At 36.5% G+C, this 21,066-nt stretch carries 21 protein-coding genes; 5 read left to right on the top strand and 16 right to left on the bottom strand.

Annotated elements, in window-relative coordinates:
- Positions 1-108: 108 nt before the first annotated feature.
- Positions 109-1,335: a multidrug effflux MFS transporter gene (locus QWY87_RS14865; RefSeq protein WP_353959176.1), complete on the top strand. Its 1,227-nt coding sequence runs from the start codon at positions 109-111 to the stop codon at positions 1,333-1,335.
- Positions 1,336-1,353: 18 nt separating this feature from the next.
- Here the strand turns inward: QWY87_RS14865 and QWY87_RS14860 are convergent, their stop codons facing one another.
- On the bottom strand, positions 1,354-1,536 hold the full coding sequence (locus QWY87_RS14860) for a CPXCG motif-containing cysteine-rich protein (protein WP_290292665.1): 183 nt from the start codon (positions 1,534-1,536) through the stop codon (positions 1,354-1,356).
- Between the two features lie 101 nt (positions 1,537-1,637).
- Between QWY87_RS14860 and QWY87_RS14855 the strand changes: the two genes are divergently transcribed.
- The 3 genes from QWY87_RS14855 to QWY87_RS14845 are packed head-to-tail and all read left to right on the top strand — an operon-like array spanning position 1,638 to position 3,859.
- Positions 1,638-3,044 (top strand): exonuclease domain-containing protein, encoded by a 1,407-nt coding sequence (locus QWY87_RS14855; RefSeq protein WP_290292664.1) that lies wholly within the window; start codon positions 1,638-1,640, stop codon positions 3,042-3,044.
- 31 nt (positions 3,045-3,075) lie between these two features.
- Positions 3,076-3,675 (top strand): SOS response-associated peptidase, encoded by a 600-nt coding sequence (locus tag QWY87_RS14850; RefSeq protein ID WP_290292661.1) that lies wholly within the window; start codon positions 3,076-3,078, stop codon positions 3,673-3,675.
- A gap of 10 nt (positions 3,676-3,685) precedes the next feature.
- On the top strand, positions 3,686-3,859 hold the full coding sequence (locus QWY87_RS14845; protein WP_290292659.1) for a hypothetical protein: 174 nt from the start codon (positions 3,686-3,688) through the stop codon (positions 3,857-3,859).
- 101 nt (positions 3,860-3,960) lie between these two features.
- Here the strand turns inward: QWY87_RS14845 and QWY87_RS14840 are convergent, their stop codons facing one another.
- The 10 genes from QWY87_RS14840 to QWY87_RS14795 all read right to left on the bottom strand — a co-directional run bounded on the left by QWY87_RS14840 (position 3,961) and on the right by QWY87_RS14795 (position 15,572).
- Positions 3,961-4,557 (bottom strand): 3-keto-disaccharide hydrolase, encoded by a 597-nt coding sequence (locus tag QWY87_RS14840; protein WP_290292657.1) that lies wholly within the window; start codon positions 4,555-4,557, stop codon positions 3,961-3,963.
- Between the two features lie 247 nt (positions 4,558-4,804).
- On the bottom strand, positions 4,805-7,180 hold the full coding sequence (locus QWY87_RS14835; protein ID WP_290292655.1) for a GH36-type glycosyl hydrolase domain-containing protein: 2,376 nt from the start codon (positions 7,178-7,180) through the stop codon (positions 4,805-4,807).
- A gap of 35 nt (positions 7,181-7,215) precedes the next feature.
- Positions 7,216-8,865, bottom strand: coding sequence for an MFS transporter (locus QWY87_RS14830; protein WP_290292653.1), 1,650 nt, complete (start codon positions 8,863-8,865; stop codon positions 7,216-7,218).
- A gap of 109 nt (positions 8,866-8,974) precedes the next feature.
- Positions 8,975-9,733 (bottom strand): sulfite exporter TauE/SafE family protein, encoded by a 759-nt coding sequence (locus QWY87_RS14825; protein WP_290292651.1) that lies wholly within the window; start codon positions 9,731-9,733, stop codon positions 8,975-8,977.
- A gap of 54 nt (positions 9,734-9,787) precedes the next feature.
- Positions 9,788-10,402, bottom strand: coding sequence for a nucleotidyltransferase family protein (locus QWY87_RS14820; RefSeq protein WP_290292650.1), 615 nt, complete (start codon positions 10,400-10,402; stop codon positions 9,788-9,790).
- Positions 10,403-10,498: 96 nt separating this feature from the next.
- On the bottom strand, positions 10,499-11,173 hold the full coding sequence (locus tag QWY87_RS14815; protein ID WP_290292649.1) for a YiaD family glycine zipper/OmpA-like lipoprotein: 675 nt from the start codon (positions 11,171-11,173) through the stop codon (positions 10,499-10,501).
- 11 nt (positions 11,174-11,184) lie between these two features.
- Positions 11,185-11,691 carry a lipocalin family protein gene (locus tag QWY87_RS14810; protein WP_290292647.1) on the bottom strand — a complete coding sequence of 169 codons (507 nt, stop codon included), beginning with the start codon at positions 11,689-11,691 and terminating at the stop codon, positions 11,185-11,187.
- A 73-nt stretch (positions 11,692-11,764) separates the two neighbouring features.
- On the bottom strand, positions 11,765-13,744 hold the full coding sequence (locus QWY87_RS14805; RefSeq protein ID WP_290292645.1) for an alpha-ketoacid dehydrogenase subunit alpha/beta: 1,980 nt from the start codon (positions 13,742-13,744) through the stop codon (positions 11,765-11,767).
- Positions 13,745-13,873: 129 nt separating this feature from the next.
- Positions 13,874-14,359, bottom strand: a complete 486-nt coding sequence (locus QWY87_RS14800) for an Lrp/AsnC family transcriptional regulator (RefSeq protein ID WP_290292644.1) — start codon at positions 14,357-14,359, stop codon at positions 13,874-13,876.
- Positions 14,360-14,453: 94 nt separating this feature from the next.
- Positions 14,454-15,572 (bottom strand): M14 family zinc carboxypeptidase, encoded by a 1,119-nt coding sequence (locus tag QWY87_RS14795; RefSeq protein ID WP_290292643.1) that lies wholly within the window; start codon positions 15,570-15,572, stop codon positions 14,454-14,456.
- 287 nt (positions 15,573-15,859) lie between these two features.
- On the opposite strand from QWY87_RS14795, the gene QWY87_RS14790 reads away from it, so the two are divergent.
- Positions 15,860-16,252 carry a helix-turn-helix domain-containing protein gene (locus QWY87_RS14790; protein ID WP_290292642.1) on the top strand — a complete coding sequence of 131 codons (393 nt, stop codon included), beginning with the start codon at positions 15,860-15,862 and terminating at the stop codon, positions 16,250-16,252.
- Positions 16,253-16,307: 55 nt separating this feature from the next.
- Here QWY87_RS14790 and QWY87_RS14785 read toward each other — a convergent pair whose 3' ends face one another.
- The 5 genes from QWY87_RS14785 to QWY87_RS14765 form a co-directional block, all read right to left on the bottom strand.
- Positions 16,308-18,761, bottom strand: a complete 2,454-nt coding sequence (locus QWY87_RS14785; protein WP_290292641.1) for a M1 family aminopeptidase — start codon at positions 18,759-18,761, stop codon at positions 16,308-16,310.
- Positions 18,762-18,892: 131 nt separating this feature from the next.
- Positions 18,893-19,450: a GFO_1091 family lipoprotein gene (locus tag QWY87_RS14780; protein WP_290292639.1), complete on the bottom strand. Its 558-nt coding sequence runs from the start codon at positions 19,448-19,450 to the stop codon at positions 18,893-18,895.
- Positions 19,451-19,460: 10 nt separating this feature from the next.
- The gene (locus QWY87_RS14775; protein WP_290292637.1) at positions 19,461-19,982 is read right to left on the bottom strand and encodes a GFO_1090 family protein; all 522 of its coding nucleotides are present in this window, start codon (positions 19,980-19,982) and stop codon (positions 19,461-19,463) included.
- A 30-nt stretch (positions 19,983-20,012) separates the two neighbouring features.
- Positions 20,013-20,480, bottom strand: coding sequence for a PG0215 family putative anti-sigma factor (locus tag QWY87_RS14770; RefSeq protein ID WP_290292635.1), 468 nt, complete (start codon positions 20,478-20,480; stop codon positions 20,013-20,015).
- On the bottom strand, positions 20,467-20,976 hold the full coding sequence (locus QWY87_RS14765) for a GFO_1088 family ECF-type sigma factor (RefSeq protein ID WP_290292632.1): 510 nt from the start codon (positions 20,974-20,976) through the stop codon (positions 20,467-20,469). Before QWY87_RS14765 ends, QWY87_RS14770 begins: the two co-directional genes overlap by 14 nt.
- Positions 20,977-21,066: the final 90 nt, after the last annotated feature.

Here is a 21,066-nt window from a genome sequence, read left to right as displayed (position 1 = left end):
ACTCTTGTATGTTAAGAAATGCTTAGGCAATTGGGAACTGGTATTAGCATTTGATTAAATCATATTTCATTAGTCAATCGTATCATTAATTTGGCGTATTTTTGCCGGATGCAAAATCAAAAAGCTTCACAATTCGAATTTGTTGCCATGATGGCCTCCCTGATGTCAATTGTGGCTTTGGCTATTGATGCGCTACTCCCCGCTTTAGATTATATTGGTTTTTCTATTGGCACTACTAAGTCAAGTGATACACAGTTATTGATCACGATGATCTTTCTGGGTCTTGGAATTGGCCCTTTGCTTTTTGGACCTATTTCAGATAGTTTAGGACGAAAACCAGTTGTTTACATGGGCTTTACTGTGTTTATCATTGCTAGTTTGATTTGCATTAATTCTGAAAGCCTTTTTTGGATGGTATTTGGCAGAATTTTACAAGGTGTCGGTTTATCGGCTCCAAGAACCATCGCTATTGCCATGGTAAGAGACACGTATAGTGGAGACTATATGGCCAGAATTATGTCATTTATCACAGTAGTTTTTATCCTCGTTCCTATTATCGCTCCGGCTATGGGTAAATTTGTGCTGGATCACTATAACTGGCAAGCTATATTTTATATACAATTGATATTCAGCATTTTGGTTTCTTTTTGGTTTTGGAAAAGACAAGGAGAAACACTGGCCCTTGAAAAAAGAGTGAAGTTTACTTCACATATATTTCCGGATGGTTTAAGAGAACTGGTAAAACATAAAAAAACCATTGGATACACTATTATTTCAGGTTTTGTGACGGGCTCATTCATGGTTTATTTAAGTGCTTCCCAACAGATATTTCATGCGCAATATGGCTTAAAAGAGGAATTTCCATTCATTTTTGCCGGATTGGCGGTATCTATCGGGTCTGCTACTTTTTTAAATGGAACACTAGTCGTAAAATATGGGATGGAACGCATTATTAATATTTCCCTGTTTAGTTTTTTCGGAATATCCTTATTGTATTTGATCCTATTTTATAATACGCCTAATCCAAACGTCATTGTACTATTGGCCTTTTTCGCCATGCAGTTTTTCGCTATTGGTTTCTTATTTGGTAATCTAAGAGCTATGGCCATGCAACCCATTGGTCATATTGCTGGAATTGGAGCTGCCATTACAGGGTTTTTATCTACTATGATGGCCGTACCCATTAGCATTTACATTGGGAAATTTGTTGACCAAAGGGCTTTACCTCTATTTATTGGTTTCTTGATCTGTGGTTTTTTGTCAATTCTGATTGTAATTTACTTGAGACTAGATAACAAACGCCAGCGTGAAAAAGTGATTTCAAAACTGACATAGAGCCTGTTTGATCACTGATTATTGCTCTAGATTCTTAACCTCGAATGACACCAATTCATTGTCTTGAAACTTTACATTGATTTCCATCGGATTACAGCAGACTTCACAGTCTTCAACATATTGCTGTTCATGACTTGAAGGGTCCATAAGCATTGAAATGGTTTCCCAACAATAAGGGCATTGAAAAAAATGTTCGTCCAAAATTGAAATACTTTTCAGATTATTTAAAAATTCAATTTAAGTAAAAAATATCTTTCTTAATTTAGAAGGAAAATAATTTATCATGAATTTGCCTTAATTCTATGGAGATCAAAGAGAATAAATACGCCATTATTGATGTTGAAACCACGGGTATGGGTATTCAAGGCAATCGCATTACTGAAATTGCAATTCTTGTTCATGATGGCCAGAAGGTAATTCAGGAATATGAGAGTCTTGTTAATCCGGAACGGAGTATTCCGCATACCATAACAAGGTTAACGGGCATCAATGATTATATGGTGGCTGATGCACCTAAGTTTTATGAAATAGCCAAAGAGATCATTGAAATAACCAGTGATTGCATTTTTGTGGCCCATAATGTCAATTTTGATTATAATGTAATCCATAAGGAATTCGCAGATCTGGGCTTCCCGTTTAGACGGAAGAAACTTTGTACGGTGCGTCTTTCAAGAAAATTGATTCCTGGGCTTCCCTCCTACAGTCTTGGGAAATTATGCAATTCAGTTGGTATCCAGCTCAATGACCGCCATCGAGCCATGGGTGATACCAGAGCTACAACCATACTTTTTGAAAAACTATTAAACATAGATGCTGATCAAAGCGTTTTTTCATCCTTTTTAAAGCCAGGATCTCGGCAAGCAACCTTGCCACCAGGCTTGGCCAAGTCAATTTTTGATCAAATACCAGAAAGAACCGGTGTTTATTATTTTAGGGACAACAAGGATGATATTATATATGTTGGAAAAGCACTGAATATTAAGAAAAGAGTATTAAGTCATTTTTATGATAAAAAGAACCGAGAAGTGGCCATGTGCCAACAAACGGTGAACATCACTTTTGAAGTAACCGGCTCAGAATTACTGGCCTTATTATTGGAATCATCAGAGATTAAACATCATTATCCGGTATATAATCGGGCTCAAAGACGCAATAATGAAGGCTATGGAATATTCAGTTATGAGGATAGAGCTGGTTTGATACATTTAGCTTGGAACAGTTTAAAAAGTGTTCCTAACCCTATCACTAAGTTTTACAATACTACTGAAAGCAGGCTGTTTATGGAACAGGTATGTGAAAAGTTTGAACTTTGCCCTAAGTACTGTCATTTACAATCAAATGTGAATTCTTGCTTTCATTATCAAATTAAGAAATGTAAAGGAATATGTAGTGGAGAAGAAGATATAGCTTCCTATAATGACAGGGTTTCTCAGGCCATAGCCTATATGAGCAATGACAGCAAGAGTTATGTCATCCCGCAAAAAGGAAGGCATAATGAAGAAAAGGCATTCGTTCTAATTGAAAACGGCATTTACCAGGGATTTGGATATATTGACCAGGAACAACAGATTTCTTCGCTTTTAGAATTAAAAGAATTTTTGATTCTTAAAAAAGACAATAGAGATGTGCAAAGAATTTTAAGAGGATTCAGAAACAAGAATGAAAGTAAATTTGTTGCCCTTGAAGAGCAGGTAAATTTTCAAATGTAAATAATTAGATTTTTTTTAAGTTATTGGCGATATGTGTTACCAAACGAAAATCACAAAAAAGAAAGAAGAATTAAAAAGGCATTTTGATGCCAAGATTACTGGTTTAGATCAATTTGATCCGAGCGAAGTGATAAAAGCTTTCGATTTCCCAAAAACCCCGGTGATTACTGATCAGGAGGAACATGAAATTCAATTATACCAATGGGGGCTTATACCCTATTGGGCTGATGCTTCCTGGAATAGAAATTATACATTGAATGCAAGAATTGAAACCTTAGAAGAAAAGCCATCTTTTAAGAATATAGTCAATAACAGGTGCTTGATTCTCGTTAATGGTTTTTATGAATGGCAGCATGTTGGCAACACTAAAATTAAATATGAGATTGGATTTGATAATGAACTTTTTGCACTGGCAGGTTTATACGATCATTGGGCAGATACAAAAACCTATACCGTTGTCACCACAGAAGCCCAAGGCGTCATGAAAGAAATTCACAATACAAAATTAAGAATGCCTTTTGCCTTGTACAGCCAGGAAGAAATGCAAAGTTGGCTGCATGCCGAATCAGTAAAACCCAGATTTGATTTTACCACGAATCCGGGATTATACCAACAACACACCTTATTTTAAATAAAATAAAATGAATAAATTATACATATTATACTTTGCCATTATTGTGAGTAGTATTCTTTTGATTGTCAATGTCTCAAAACTGGATTTTGACAATCTTCAAAATGGATCATATACAGGCATTATTGGAAATATTCTATTGATTTTAGCCATGATAGTGACCATTCGAGATTTAAAGAATTAACAGGATCATGGATAAGAGAATGTAGTAAATTTATATAAAAAAAATCCTCGAAGCGATTGCCTCGAGGATTTTACTCAAAATAACTTAAAATTACTACAAAATTACAATTCCTTTATAACTAGATTTCTCCATTTTACTTTGATACCACCTCCATCGTGAATTTGTAAAGCTACAGATCCTTCACCTGCGCCTATTGTTGCATCTGTGATCGTAATCATCTCAACACCATTCAAATAAGAAGTTAAAGTGTCTCCATTAACCACAATTTTCATTTTGTTCCATTCACCTTCTTTTAGAACTTCTTCCTTCTCAGCCTCAGGTTTGATCAACCAGCCTCTTCCGTAAGATTCATAAACACCTCCAGTATGTTTCCCTTTTGGGGCCACTTCTACCTGCCACCCACTAACTTTAACACCCTCGATGGTTGATCTGATAAATACACCACTATTGCCATCAGCTTCCTGTTTGAACTCCAGGTTTAATTCGAAATTTTTATAATGTTTTTCTGTTGCCAAATAACCATATTGCGCATCCGGGCCACTCTCACAAATTAACAATCCATCTTCTACATACCATTTTTCAGTACCATAAGGCACCCATCCAGAAAGGTCTTTGCCATTAAATAAACTTGTTTGCGCCATTAATACAGGTCCTAAACCCAAACATACCAGCAACATAATTAAGCTAACTTGTTTCATTATTTTTTTGTTTAATTATTAAAAATTGATTCCTTAATTTATTCGAATACCACCTTATTTATTATGACAAATATGCTGTCGTCTATAATTCATAATTAGCATCCTGCCTTAAAATTAAGAAGAAACATTAAGTATGAAAATAAAATTCGCTCTACAACACGTCTTGTCTTATAAAGGTATACTTAATTGATATCAACGGGTTTAAACTGAAATATATCCCATTTTACTCAAGATGAATTTGAAACTGCTACTGCGCTGATTCAACAGGTGTTTTAACTTCAACATGCAGGATATCTCCTTCTGAAAAATCGCTTATCAAATTGTCAGCTAGTAATTTTCCTTCCAGAAAAACCTGAAGACCAGAAACTTCTTTGTCTTGCTGTACTACAACATGAAAGGTGGCTCCTCTAAAAACACGAACTACACTGACCTCATTCCAGTCATTGGGTAATTGAGGCTTAATTCTCAAACCTGATGGCTCACCAGTTAATCCAAATAGGCCATCTATCAAACAGCGATAGATCCAATGAACCGTTCCTGTGTTAAAAAGCTGACTCGATCTGCCTGCTGTATCAGGGAATTGCTTAAAGGCACCACGGTAATAATTAGGAATAAACACAGGAAGTTGCCCACGCTGTATCAGATCACCCTCCTCACCCGGGATCATCTTGTCTATCAATCGGTAGGCATTTTCTTTATAACCTTTGGTATAAAGTGCATAGATATAAAATGAAGCGGCGTGGTTATACACAGAACCATTCTCAGCTGAACCCGGGTGTTTTTGTGTCACCCTGCCCACATCTTCTCTCATGGCAGTGAATGAAGGGCTGAGCATTTCAACGCCATAGGGCGTTTCTAATTCTGTTTCAACTGCGTGAATGAGTTTCTTTTCTTTACCGGCATCAGCTGCATTAGACAATAGTGACCATGCCTGAGGGTTCAAAAAGATGCTCCCTTCATGATCATTTTTTACACCAAAAACCACATTATCATCTGTAATGCCACGCGCATACCATTGACCATCCCACAAATAGGTATTGACAGATTCATTTAAACTGTCTATGGCTTTTAAGAAATGAGGTTTAGCTGTTTTTGTTTGATGTACTTCGCATATATCAAGCCATACTTGAATCGCATATGAAGTAGCTAGTGTTAGCCAGCCTGAAACACCTCTACCCTTATAACCCACCATATTCATTGGATCACACCAGTCACCTTGATTAATAAAATTCAAACCTCGATCATCTCTGTTTTCTAGTAACCAGTGCATCGCCTTATTGATGTGTTCCGCAACACTGAGTTTTACATCACTATCCGCAAAAGCAATTTCTTCTTTGAGTAAATCATAGTCATTGGTCTCATCCAAGTAGGCCTTTAAACAAACGGGTAACCAAACACAATGGTCTGTATGTGGCACCTGATTGATATATTTAAGTTCGGCACCCTCTTCTATTAAAATGCCATCAGGCATGGCGCCTGAGAATTCTTGCTGACTTAAGGCTGTTATAAAGGCATTTCTGGTTACATTGGGTTTGATATAGCCCATACCCATATTATCCTGTAAATAATTTCTAGTCTGAGGATCAGTACTTAACCTATTAGTTTCCCCATGGTAATAGATCTGTCTTGAAAGCCAATGGTTTACAAAGTTATCAAGCTTTTTATTTGGCGTATTTATTTTTAAACAAGATTTACCTTCTTTTATATATGCATCATACTCATTCTGGGCAATTGAAAAACCATCAACCTGGCTCAGATATTGATTCTTAACCCTTTTGATTTCAGCGTTATCCTTAGCCGGGCCAAAGACAAATTTAAATTCCCTTTCTTCATTGGCTGATAATTCGATATTATACTGCATCGCACAGGCAGGCGTCTCATAACGTGCCTCACCGTTTTGTAAGCCGCCGTCTTGTATGGCAGCCGGGTTATGTAAACCGCCTTCTCCTTCAAAGGCTTCCTGGTTTGTTTCATAGGCATCAGGTGAAGTTCCGGCCAATAAGAAAGTCTTGTCTTTATAGTGTTTAACTTTATCGTAATCCTGGTATTTTTGATAAGGTGATATGCTGCTACAAACAATGGCTTCAAGCTCTTGATTATACTCAGCGGATTGATTCATCCAAGACATATAACCCGCAGGAAAATAAGGAAACAACTGTATTTTTCTTTTATTTGAGGATTTGTTCCTTACTTTGATCGACCACAATTCCACTACATCATTTTTAGTGAGGCTCAATTGCATTTTAATTTCAAGGTCGTTTTTTTTCAGAAGCCAGTATATATCACTCTGTCCTGCAGAAAAACAAAATTCATCCATCTGACTTTTGACAGGTTCATGTGGTACTGAAAACAAATCATCATGATCTAAATCTTTGAAATAGCAAAACCGCCCGGCATGATGCGCAAAGTAAGGTTGCTCAGGCTGCATAAACGTTTTTGCTTCCAAATTTGGAGCATGAGCATATTTTGCAGGTTCGGGTTGCATAAATTGAGAAACGGCAAAACCCCGACAATTCATGTGAATCATCATTTTAGTGTTCCAAAGAAAGGCTGCAGCCTTTGGCATTGCTGTCGGGCTATAAAGATTCAGTCTTTCACCCTTATCAGTTGTTTTTAGTAACATGCTGAAATTTTTCTTGAATTATTAAAATTGATTTACTAAGAATTTCTTTCGCTGAGCTCTTTTTGTATTTTTTCTAATTTCTTGCCGTTTAAATCATAAAATTTAAGGGCAAAAATGGCTATAAAAGCAAAGAAAGCCGGAACCAAGGTTTGCAACCAAACAATTCCGGTCAATGAGGCTCCTTCTTGTATTTGATTTGCAGCATAACCCATTGAGGCCAATACCCATAAAATACCGGCAGAACCTAGGGCTCCACCAAGTTTTTGTGAAAAAGTGGCGGCAGAAAAGGTCATGGCAGTTGCCCTTCTTCCTGTTTTCCATTCATTAAAATCAGCCGCATCAGCATACATTGACCAGGCAATTGGTGATTTTGGCCCCAAAGCAAGGCTGATCAATACATTTAATAAAAACATCAACTTGAGTTCAATTGGAAAATCTGAACTATCCATAATCACATTGCCTGATGTATCAAGCTTATAGACACTTATCACCCGATTACCTTCTGCTCCATCCGCAATGGCTTCCAATTCTAAATGATCAGAGCTGTCACCAATAGTAATATAATCTTTAATGAACCAAAAAACACCTGACTGATGTTCAACCCATTTATAGCTTCCCGCTACGTCATTTGAATTTTCCATAAGATCAGAAGCATTTATACTCACTGCCTGATTGTTATTAACTGTTATCACTCCAACTGTTGACGGCTTAGGAATAAATGAAAACACGACACTTAAAGTACCGACAATTCCCATGAGTAACATCAATAGTTTTGCCTTATCCATAAGTTTAGTCAGATATGGTGATAGCAGGCAACCAACAGCATAGGCCGCCATCTGAACACCAATAAAGGCGCCCATCAAATCAGGTCTTTCAACAAAATACTTGAAATAATAGGTTGCAGAACTTCCTCTAAATACGATGGTCATCATAATGATCATGGCCAAAATAAACAAGATGATCCATGGTCTGTTATTTAAAAGGTCCTTGATGTCATCAATCGGTTTAGTGTCTTGTCCTTTAGGTGGTTGTATGCGCTCTTTTGTAGTGGCAAACGTGATTAAAAATAAAATCGTGGCAACTGAAGAATACAGTACCATTGTCATTTTCCAGCCATATGCTTCATTTCCGTTCGCAAAATACTCAGCTAGCCCCGGTGTAAACGCGCCAACGATAATTCCGGTGAAATAGGCAAAGAAAAAACGCCAGCCAAAAATCTTATTTCTCTCAGTGGCATCAGCAGTTATGACTCCTGCCAAAGATGAATAAGGTGTGCTTAATATGGTATAGCAAAGCATCATCATCGTATAGGTTGCATAAGCCCATATGATTTTTCCGGTATCTCCCAGGTCAGGTGTACTCATGGTTAGTATGGCAGCCCCTGCCATTGGAAGCGCTCCAAATAGCAGGTAAGGCCTGAACTTTCCCCATCTTGAGTTGCTACGGTCAGCAATTGCACCCATTGCCGGATCAGTAAAGGCGTCAACAATTTTAGTAACCAAAAACATGGTTCCTGCTGCGGCGGCTGAGATACCAAATATATCGGTGTAAAAATAAGATAGATAAGACCCAATTATGATCCAGTAAAAGTTAAAACCGGCATCGCCTACCGCATAACCAATAACCTCTTTGGTTGATAGCGCTGCTGATTTAACTTTCTTTTGAGGCTGTTTTGATGTAGACATTTATGCGCTTTACAAATTAGATTTTTATATAAATTCTCTCAAATGTAATGATTTGTACTCACAAAAACTTATACCAAATCTACTGATATTGGTAGGATATAATCGGTATCTACTTAAACAATATAATTAAAGCGCCAATTGCAGTAACAATTAATACAAGCTTTCTATACAGGTCATTATGAATTATTTTAACTAATCTAATGCCAAGAAAAAAACCAATTACGATAGCTGGAGAAAGAAGTAAGTTCAATTGCAAAGTTTGTGCATCAACCGTTTTCCAAATAAAAATATGAAATGGAAGTTTGAATACATTAATGATAAAAAAGAGCCAGGCTGCCGTCCCGATAAATTCATTTTTAGGTAGCCTCATAGCTAATAAATAAATACTGGCAAAAGAACCTGCCAGGTTACCAATCATTGACGTAATTCCTGATAAAAGGCCCATAAAACTCGAAAATGCCCAATGCCTGGGGATTCCAAACGATTTTGTTCGATCCATCCAGATCATGATGACAACCGTAGCCAAGATGAAGAAGGCCATGATCTGTTTGAAGAGTTCTTCTGAAATATCATTACCCCACCAAACACCAAGTAACACCCCCACCACCATCATAGGTAATAGTTTCTTCAAAAAGACCCATTGTGTATGCCTGTGATAATAAATAACTGCAAAAATATCTGCAGTAATCATCATTGGCATTAAGATTCCAGTTGACGCCTTACTTCCAAAGACCAGGGCCATTAAGGTAACAATAACGACCCCTAATCCTTTGATGCCAGATTTTCCAATGCCCAGAAGTAAAGTTGCTGAAAACGCTAAAAACAAGTCAAAGCCTGAAATCTGAAAACTCTCAAGTAATGCTATCAAATTTATAGTTTAGATTTAATTATAAGGCAATCATTTATAAAGCGATTCGAATGCTTATCGACCATATATATTATGGTATTTATCATACACCTCTTTTGTATCCAAATCGAATTCAGCCTGAGGATCTTCAATTAAAACCAAATGATTGAGATGATTCTTTATCACTGATTTTGCGCCAATATCCTCACCTAATGATTTCAATTCAGTAAAATATGCTTTACCGAAAACGGCTGGTATGCCAAAACCTTTCGCATAAGAACACGCAACAATCCTATCGTGATTTATACTGCTATTTATTAGCTTGTTATAGGTGTTTAACTCAATAAGTGGTTGATCAGATGTTGTGAGTAACAATCCGTCATACTGGGCTGAGATTTTCTCTATATGACTAGCCGCGACGGAGATGGACGTACCCATACCCAATGACCAATCCTCGTTGACAAGCACGGTTATATTTGTAGTGTCTATCTCGCTGAATATCTCATCTTGGTTTGCACCTATGACAACATAAATATGAGATGCATCTGAACTTTTCAACTGCCCTATGACATGATTGAGTAAGTTTGTCTTCTTCCAGGGTAGCAATTGTTTGATTTCTTGCATCCTACTAGAAGCTCCAGCCGCTAAGACCACAGCTCCTATATTGGATGTAAAGTTTGCCCCACTCATTACAGAGCTACTAAAATAAAATGAATTCTTACTAAGCTAATTAAAATCATCTTTTAGTTAAAGTATTATATAAAACAGAGGACAGAGTCCGTCATTTTATTCAGCCTGCGCCTTAGCATCTTCTATCATTTGTTGATTTGCAGCAACACCAATCTCGACCCTTCTATTCTTTGCCTGACCTTCTTTATCCTTATTGTCAAATCTTGGTCTGGTTTCACCAAAGGCCTCAACCTTAAATCGGTTACCGGCAACTCCCTTTGATTTCAAATACGCTACAACAGAATCAGCCCTTCTCTTAGATAATTTTAAGTTATAATTATCATCGCCCACACTATCTGTATGACCTTCGATCATGAGTTCGGTATCAGGAAATTCCATAAATATCTCTGCCACTGCATCTAGATTCTTAGTTGCTTCTGCAGTTAAATCTGCACTATCAAAACCGAAATTAACACCACTCTTGTCATCAAAAATGATCTGAATTCCTTCTCCTACACGCTTTACTTCAGCACCAGGAACGGCTTCTTCAATTTTATTTGCTTGTTTATCCATTTGGTTACCAATAAGGCCTCCAGCAGCGCCACCAATAGCAGCACCAATCAATGCGCCACCAATATTTCCTCCTATTAGCCCTCCGACCAATGCTCCAGCTGCAACACCTATTCCAGCTCCCCTTTGGGTTTTGTTAGAATTTTGAATGGCTGTACAACTTAAATTCAATGATAGAATAACTACCAAAGACAATCCGTATATTTTAATTTTTTTCAACATTTTTTATTTTTTTATAAAGCGAAATCTTCTGAAACCTTCGTATATGTCAATACTACGTCAAACTCTTTTCCTTCATGAGTGGTTTTTACTCTCATAAGCATTGTATTCTCTTCAAGCGAATCTATCGTTGATCGATAGCCACGGTTTGCAGCGTCAATTGGTTTATTCTTTTCGTCTACATACTTGAATTGAAATTGATAAGTTCCATCACCTGGTTCATAAAAAGACCAATGAATCCTTGTAGCAACAGCTTCACACTGAGATCCTTCTTTAATAGAGTACTTTCCAGAGCCATTATTCGGAATAAATACCCACTCACTACCTTTAAAGCAAGCTGAATCAGACATATCAAAGAGGTTTGCTTTGTACAGACCTTGTTCTCCTACAAATTTAATGTTTGTAATTTCCCATGTCCCTTTTAAGGTTTTTTTGCTGGGTTTGGCTTCTGTATTTGATTGAGTTGAGCCACAAGAACTGACAAGCAGCAGAATCAATGAGAAGAATAGTAGTTTTTTCATCGGATAAGTTTTTAGTTTTAATTAGAATCTCAAATTTACGAAATAATTCTTTTTAAAACCTTTCCAAATGAAGTCAATAATCAAGTATCTCTTTTAGCATTATTTCAAACTTTTGGTTGGGCAAATAAAGAGCTTCCAGGTTTTTGGCGAAAGGAATGGGCATGTCAGGAGATGCCGCCCTCATTACAGGGGCATCCAAATATTTAAAACAATTTTCCATAATCATGGCTGAAATATCAGAAGCGATACCGCCAAACATACTGTCCTCCTGAAGAATAATTACCTTTCCCGTTTTTCTTACCGAGGTAAAAATACAAGCTTCATCCAAAGGCATTAAAGTTCTTAGGTCAATTAAGTCAGCCTTAACACCCATTTTTTCAAGACTGGATAAAGCCCAATGCACTCCGGCCCCAAAACTGATAATACTCACTTCGTCTCCTTCACGAATCAAAGCTGCCTTGCCGAGTGGAATCGTATAATAAGAATCTGGTACTTCCTGATAAACAGATCTATATAATTGCTTGTGTTCAAAAAACATAACCGGATTAGGATCCTCTATCGAGGCACAAAGCAAGCCTTTGGCATCTGCTGGAAATGCCGGGTAAACAACTTTCAAACCAGGCGTCTTGGTAAACCAGGCCTCATTAGTTTGACTGTGAAAAGGACCTGCCCCCACACCTGCTCCACAAGGCATACGCAAAACAACATCTGCAGCCTGCCCCCATCGATAATGAGATTTGGCCAATAAATTTACTACCGGATTAAATCCAGCAGTCACAAAGTCACTGAATTGTAATTCAACTACAGATTTAATATTGTTCACAGATAATCCATAAGCAGCTTCAATAATAGACGACTCACAAATTGGCGTATTTCTTACACGATCTTTACCAAAGGCATCCATAAACCCTTCAGTAATTTTAAATACCCCGCCATACGATGCAATATCCTGCCCCATAATAACCATTTCATCAAATCGTTCCATACTCTGAAACAAGCCTTTTGAAATTGCATCCACGAGTCTGATACGAGATTTTTTATCCTCAGGTTCAATCAATTCTGCTTCAAATGGTTTGAACACATCAATTAATTCATCTTCTAAAGTAGATTCAATCTCATTTTCGCTAAAAACCCTATCCAGGTCTCTGCTGATTTCATGTATAAATCCTTCTTTTATCTTTACTTCATCAAGTTCTGTTAATATGTCATTCTTTCGCAGAAAAGCCTGAAAATTTTCAATTGGGTCTTTTGAAGCCCATTTTTCTAATATTTCTTTTGGCACGTATTTGGTGCCACTGGCCTCTTCATGGCCCCGCATTCTAAAGGTCTTAAATTCTAATAAAACAGGGCGTGGATTCTGCCTGAGACTTTCTGCCAGACTACTTACCTTAGTATAGACTTCAACAATATTATTTCCGTCAATGATATGACTTTCCATTCCATAGCCAATACCCTTATCTGCGATATGCTCACATTTAAACTGCTCAGCAACAGGTGTTGACAGGCCGTAGCCATTATTTTCAATACAAAAAAGGACCGGTAAATTCCAAACAGAGGCAACGTTCAATGCTTCGTGAAAATCTCCCTCACTGGTTGCTCCTTCTCCTGAAAAGACAGCGGTAACTTTTTTCTCTTTTTTAAGCAAATGACCCAAAGCAATTCCATTCGCAACGCCTAATTGAGGCCCTAAATGCGATATCATACCAACAATCTTGTAATCTTGGGTTCCAAAATGAAAGGATCTGTCTCTACCCTTAGTAAAGCCACCAGCCTTACCTTGCCATTGAGAAAAAAGTCTGTGCAATGGGATGTTTCTAGAGGTGAATACTGCTAGATTTCTGTGCATTGGAAGGATATACTCATCACGCTGCAGGGCTAAGGTCACCCCAGCAGAAATTGCCTCCTGCCCCATCCCGGAAAACCATTTAGAGATTTTTCCCTGTCGCAGGAGAATAAGCATTTTTTCTTCAATCAATCGCGATTTTATCATCGCCTTATATAGATCAAGAAGTTTTGTATCCTTCAGATGCGGGCTGTCATAGTCAAAGTTCATAGGGAAATATAATCGATAGAATAATTACCCAAATATCGAATAATTTATCATCTTTCAATCATATTAAATAAAAAATCCTCCTCATTAAAATAATAATGAGGAGGACCTTGATTTTTTAATGTTTCCTTTTTAGAAAGCAATTTCTTTAAAGATCTGATGCATCAACCTTTTCTTATCGTTGATCACTTCTTCTAATGAAATAGATGTTTCAGTTCGCTTGATCCCTTGAATCCTGTCAAGTCTAAAAATAATTTCTTTGGCATGCATCGTATCTTTTGCTCTAATCTTGCAAAAAATAGAAAATTTACCAGTAGTCAAATGCGCTACTGTAACCTCAGCTATATTTCTAACTTCATCTATGACTGCCTGAGTTGTTGAAGAGTTCTCTAAAAACAATCCTACATAGGCTATAAATGTATAACCCATCTTGTTATAATCAACACTTAGGGTTGACCCTTTTATAACCCCTTCATCTTCCATTTTCTTAACCCTAACATGAATCGTACCTGCTGAAACCAACAAGTTTTTTGCGATATCTGTAAAGGGCGTCCTGGCATTTTCAATCAAGGCTTCTAAAATCTGATGATCAAGTTCATCCAATTTGAATTTTGACATAAGTACAATGTTTTGTTTAATTTGCAAATATGATAAATATTTGTAAATTAAATACGCTTTTTATTAAAAAAGATTGCCTTTTAATGGGCTATATTTAATTAAATCTATTTTTGAGCCAATTCTCTGCAGCGTTTTTGTTCTCGAAATCAAGGTTTTCTCCGTTGATTATTTCATCTGCATTATAATCATCCAGGTCTTTCATTTGATCAATACTTGGTCGGAAACAGACCTTTTCTTGCACTAATTCTTCAATAAATAGCACGCCAATGTCAGTCTTTCTTCCAGCAACACTTACATTTTTAAAAATGGCATCAAGGTATTTCTTTTCGTTATTAGGAATCCTTAAATAACTCAAATGATTATCCGTTCCTAATCCTGCAGCAATACATCTCATTCCTTCAAGTAATGCCATAAACGTTGCCTCCCTTGATATATACCTGTTATAATCACCTTTAGCATGACCCGATTCAATCAAAATGGTATTATGACCCATCTTTTGAAAGTTATCTCCTGTAGCTGTAGGATAAAATTCGTCGGTATACCTGCCTATCTGATCGGGGATAAACTGCTGTAATAAATCATTCATAGCAGCTATCACCGTCATTGTTTCCTTTCTGCCTTGATTCAGGCTCCTCTTCTCATCAATTGATGGGGCTAAAAACGAAAGGGTTGCCGTTTTATTATGAGGAGCTACACTAAATATGGTCCGTTGATCGTGTAAATTAAAACAGAAATCCGGGTTTATTTTCTTCAGCCAATCTTGCAGCAATTGACTTTCTTTGGCTTTTTTATCTATTACATCGCGATTTAAATCAATTCCCTGAGCATTTACTCTGGTATAAGCCACAGCGCCATCAGGGTTCAATATAGGTATACAATATATCGTAGCAGCCTCTAAAATATAGTTTGCAAGATTTGCTTCAGCCTCAGGCTTGGTGAAAAATTCCATCAGATCAAGAAGAGCCCTTGTACCTGTCGATTCATTTCCGTGCATCTGCGTCCAGAGAAATATTTTAATCTTGCCCCTACCAAAAATAACTTTATTTATAGCCCTACCTTCAAATGACTCGCCAATCTTCTCAACTTTAAAAAGCTCATTTAAAGCAGTCAAATGCGGTCTTATATTATCTGACGTTAGGTAACGATCATCAAGCCCGACTACATGATTTTCCTTATACCAGGATGTGATCTTTTCAATGTCAATTTTTTTCATTTCACAAATGTAAACAAATAGTTATTTACAATTGTAAACAATATATTTCATTAATTTGATTACAAATGTAAACGTAACACATGCCTTTAAATACATTGTAATTATCTTAGTATAACATATATTTATTGTTAATTATATTTTATATTAAAACACTGTATATCATTGTTTAATGTGTATTATACTAACGTATCACTTAAATACATAATTGAATTTAAATAACTTATTGATCCGATGTTTAGGAAGCTATCATCATAATATTTACATTTGTAAAATTATTACGATTTACAATGATAAACAATTCAGAATTTTCAGGCCGGATAAGAACTATTATGGATTTGCACCAATTATCGGCTGCTGCTTTTGCAGATAAAATTCAGGTTCCCAGGTCTAGTATTTCCCACTTGCTATCTGGAAGAAACAAGCCGAGTCTGGATTTTGTTTTGAAGGTTGTTAAAGAGTTTGAAGATGTCGAATTGTATTGGCTCCTGAATGGCAAGGGAACTTTTCCGAAAGATGATAAGCCCTCTCCTATTGCCTCAGAAAAGATAACAAAGCAAGAAGAGAATATTGTTGATCTTACGATGAGTGCTGAAAACTTAATTACAGCACCTAGTTCAAAAAAGATAGAAAGGATTGTCATCTTCTTTAATGACGGAACTTTTAAAGAATACATAAAATAAAACCCCCAGAAGTAATACTCCTGAGGGTTCTTAAAAATCTTTGTTGCATATTTATTTACTCAAGACTTGCGATTCCGTCTTTTACAATTTTAATCAACGTTTCTTTATTTTCGAAATCTGAAGCTTGCTTTACACCAAGAACCTGCTGCATCACCTGAACAGCTATTTTATCAGCTCCATATTGTGCATACTGTGTACCTAGTGAAACAAAGGAGTCTACTAAATTTTGCGTGGCTTCTTCATCTGAACTACCAGCTACCCATTGAAAACCATCTTTATAAATGTTTTGAATCTCATTATCCTCAGAGAAGAACATTCCAGAAATCAAATTACCAGCAACATAAGCCACCTGAGCTTCTGTTTTATCCATTATAAATACGGGTATTAACGCCTCTTTTAAGCTTTCCTTTTCCAAATCATCAGTAATAGAATTGGCAAATGTTAAAGCAGCGTCTTTATCTACCCAATACAACGATTTTAAGGCACTCACCTTAACGGCGCTAGAAGGACTGGATAAAGACTTCGTGTATAGGTCAAGGTATTTTTCATCGTCAAGTTCTGAAAGTTTTTTCAGCGCTTTGGCCTGAACCAAGGTCTTTTTATCATTGGTAGCCATACCTTCAATTGTTTTGATGGCTTTTTTAGCATTGTCATTCGACAAATCAATTTTTTCAATTGCCATGATCCTTAATCCATAATATGAATCACTTAGGGCAGCTTGTATCGTTTTAAAAGCCTCTTCATTGCTTTGCTCACTTGCCAAGCCTTCAATTGCTTCTCTTCTATCTTCATATTTTTTACCAACTTTGTATAGATGAACTAAGTTCTCTACAGATTTTTCGTCAGTAATTTCAGCAAGAAGCGTTCTGTCAGCATCAACATTGACTAAATCTGGCTTTTCTGTGTATTTAAATGAGAAGGATTTACTCTTTTCATCTACCCACACTTCGTATCGCTTAGGGCTATCTCCTTCAAACACTTCTATTGCTAAAGGAAACTTAAATAGATTCAATTGAGTTTGCTCAACCTGAACCGTTACAATCTTAGCTTCTTCGCTATATACATATTTTACCTCTAGCTTTGGATGTCCATTGCTAAAATACCATTGGTTAAAGAACCAATTAAGATCTCTACCACTAACCTTTTCAAAGGCCAGACGCAACTGATGGGCCTCTCCTGTTCCGTATTCATTGTCATTTAAATATTGCTTGATCCCTGCTTTAAAAGCATCATCACCTAAATAGCTGCGAAGCATGTGCAGTATTGCGCCACCCTTGTTATAAGACACCGCATCAAACATATCTTCTCTGCTGTTATAATGATGACGGACTAAGTCTTTTAACTCATTATCAGGCGTCATATAGCCCTCTATTTCATCAAGTCTGTGTGAATCAGCATGATCACGACCATATTTATATTCATACCAAAGATATTGACTATAATTAGCGAAAGATTCATTTACGGTTAGATTACTCCAGCTCTCAGCTGTTACATAATCACCAAACCAATGGTGAAATAATTCATGTGCAATCGTACTTTCCCAGCTGTTTTCATCTACCAGCTGACTAGCAGTCTGGTAAGCCATTTCACCATGAATAACAGCAGTTGTGTTTTCCATAGCACCACTTACATAATCCCGTCCAATAATCTGTGCGTATTTTGACCATGGATATTCAACCCCTGTATAATCAGAAAAGAAATCTATCATTTCAGGTGTTAGCCCAAAAATTCCCATTGCATAGGGTTCATATTCCTTTTCAACATAGTAATCTACAGCAATATCTTTCCACTTGTCTTCTACGATGCTGAAATCACCAACTCCCATAAAGAATAAGTATGGAGCGTGCTTCTTGTCAAATTTCCAATAATCTGTGCGTGTACCATCACTATTCTTGGTTTGTTCTTTTAGAAGTCCGTTTGACAAAGTAACATATTGATCTGGCACAGTCATATAGATCTCCTGTGATGTTTTTTGGTTAGGAGCATCGATAGTTGGAAACCAACAACTACTTGATTCGGTTTCACCTTGTGTCCAGATTTGAGTAGGTTTATTAGGATTCGTTTCCAACGGATCAATAAAATACAAGCCTTTAGCGCTGGTAATCGCAATGCTTCCTTCTTGCTCTACTTCTTCAGGTCTGGCGGTATACTTTATATATACAGTGTATTCTTCACCTTTAGCGTAGGTGTTTCCTAACTTAATATTTAAGATGCTTCCATCATATTCATATTTCAACTCCTTTCCATTAGAGGTGATTTCATGGATCAACATCCCTTTAGCATCTAACTCAAGGTCACTAACATTGTAAAAGTGTGGTGTTAAAGTGATCCAGGCCTCTCCTGGCATTTGACTCTTAGCGTAGTCAAAACTCACTTTTAATTTGGTGTGAACCAAATTACTTAGTTTTTCTCTTTCAGCTCTGTATTCAGAATTTATCTCATCTGTTTCCTGCGCAAAAGACAAGCCAATACTAAGGAAAAAACATAGCAATAATAATTGAATTCTCATATATTCTTTAAAATTAACGGTTTGAGCGGCAAATATATAAGAATATAAAGTAAAGGACACGTTAAAATATGGTTAAAAAAAGCCGCTTTAGTATTGCTAAAGCGGCTTAAGGTATTTAAAAGAATAAAGAATTACATACTCACATCTCCAAAGAGGTCTGATAATTGTGACAGAGCATCACCTGCTCCTTCTTTATCTATATTTTTAAAATCTTCAGCCATCTTCATTATTTTTTCCGGCTGCATTTTGTCACCCAATATGCGGGCAAGGGCAAATCCTTTTTCATTATCCGAGGCCAGGAGCAAAAATTCATCAATGGCATCATCAGTTCCTTGATAGTTAATTACAATATTGATTCCTTCGTGCTTCATGCGCATGAGCTCAGTATAATTATCCCCTTTAAGGATACTTTTAACTTCAGCTAATTCAGTTTTATATTCTGCTGCATTCGTCTCATTTACTTTAAAGGCGAGAATGTTTAGTTTCTTAATCGTTGCCATGGTCTTCTTTGTTTCCTCAGAAGCGCCTTCTTCCACTTTTAAAAGACTGGCCGGAAGATCTATGGCTATAAAATTATCGCTTTCTTGTTTCTGTACATAGTATTCCTGCACTGTGGCTTGCTTATTACAGGCTACAAGTAAAACTGTAGCTATAATTATAAAGGAGAGTTTTTTGATTGTGTTTTTCATAATATATCGCTTATTGTTTACTTGCTTTTTCAAGGTGTTCACCACCAGGTAGGTCCATTTTGTCGGTCAATTTGGCAATCTGATTTAGGTCTATGTCACCTGTTAATGAAATGATCACAGATTCTTTTGAAGTTTTATCGCTGTCTTTGACAAACATAAACAGTTCTTTCACAAAATCTTCTGACTTACCTTCTTTTACGTAAATGGTTATGTTGCTACCATCTTCTTTCACTGTCATCAACTTTTCAAGATTGGCTGACTTCAAATAACTTGTTGCTGCTTTTTCCATTTGAATTGCTACCTCTGCACTTTCAGTGGCAAAAACTCTTAAAGACTCAATGTTTTTGATCAGGTCCATATACTCTTCGTCTGATTCAGATCCTATCTTACTCATTAATGAAAAGGCTTTCTGTGTAACGACTACAGAAGTTACGCCGTCGATGTCTTCAAACTTATCGAATTGTGCTTGAGCGTTGGCAATCCATCCAGACATCACCAATACTGCTACTAAAATGATTTTATTGATTTTCATGATCTTATTGTTTTATTGTTTATTAGATTATTAATTGAATATTTTCTTTTGTGCATCCCCAAAGGTTTGAAGCTGGGCCATTGCATCCGTACCTTTGTTAAAATTATCCAGATGAGCAATTGCTCCTGTCCCTTTATTTAAACTGCTTGAAATCAATTCAAGGGCTTTCTGGGTTTCCATATAAGCCAATCTGGCTTCTTCTTTTTCTGTTTCATTTTGTTGGTAAATCGAATAAATTCCGATAAAGAAAACCAACATGGCTGCTATTGACAACCATTTAAGAGGTATTATTCTTTCATTTTTTCTAGTTAATTCTATTGTTCTATTAGAAGTTTCTAGTGAACTGTCGCTAAAGAAATTAAACATTTCTTTATGCTCAACTAAATGAGCCGCAACTTCTTCTTGTGCAAAGTATTCTTTTAAAACAGCCTCTTCCTGTATGGTGGTTTTTGCTTCAAAGTATTTTTCTAATAAATTTTCGATTTTAGCCAATTCCATAATTCTGTTTTTTAATAAAATTCTCTCTTAATGTTTTTCTCGCTCTTGACAGGGCTACCCTAATTGCTGTGGGCTCCATGTTCATGATCTTTCCTATTTCTGCGTATTCGTAATTTTCTATATCTCTTAACTGTATGATCATTCTTTGTTTTTCTGGCAAGTCATTCATCATTTTTTTAATGATACTCGCGCTATCTCTGAATTCTACATTTGTTTCAAGTGTTTCAGATTCATCTTTATAATTACTGTGAACCAGTGTTAAATTTGAAGCTCGTTTTGATTTTAACTGATCAAGACAATAATTTTTTGTCATCATCATGGCATAAGCTTCTACATTATCATAGTTTTCAATCTTTTCTTTGTTTCTCCAAAGCTTGAAGTATAACTCTTGTGTTGCGTCTTCAGCTTCATCTGAAGATACTAACAACCTTTTCGCTAAACGAAAAACTTTGTCTTTAAAGGGTAAAACCGTTTCTAGAAATTCCTTTTGGTTCATCAATTCTAATTAATAGAGCAATTTATCAAATCTTGCTACACCTTTAACACGACACATCTTCTTATTTGTTACAAGGATTTCAAAAAAAAA

This window comes from Lutimonas halocynthiae (assembly GCF_030409835.1).
In the GTDB taxonomy this organism is placed as follows: domain Bacteria; phylum Bacteroidota; class Bacteroidia; order Flavobacteriales; family Flavobacteriaceae; genus Lutimonas; species Lutimonas halocynthiae.
The sequence above is the reverse complement of the archived record's forward strand: the minus strand, read 5'-3'. Positions and strand labels throughout refer to the sequence as shown.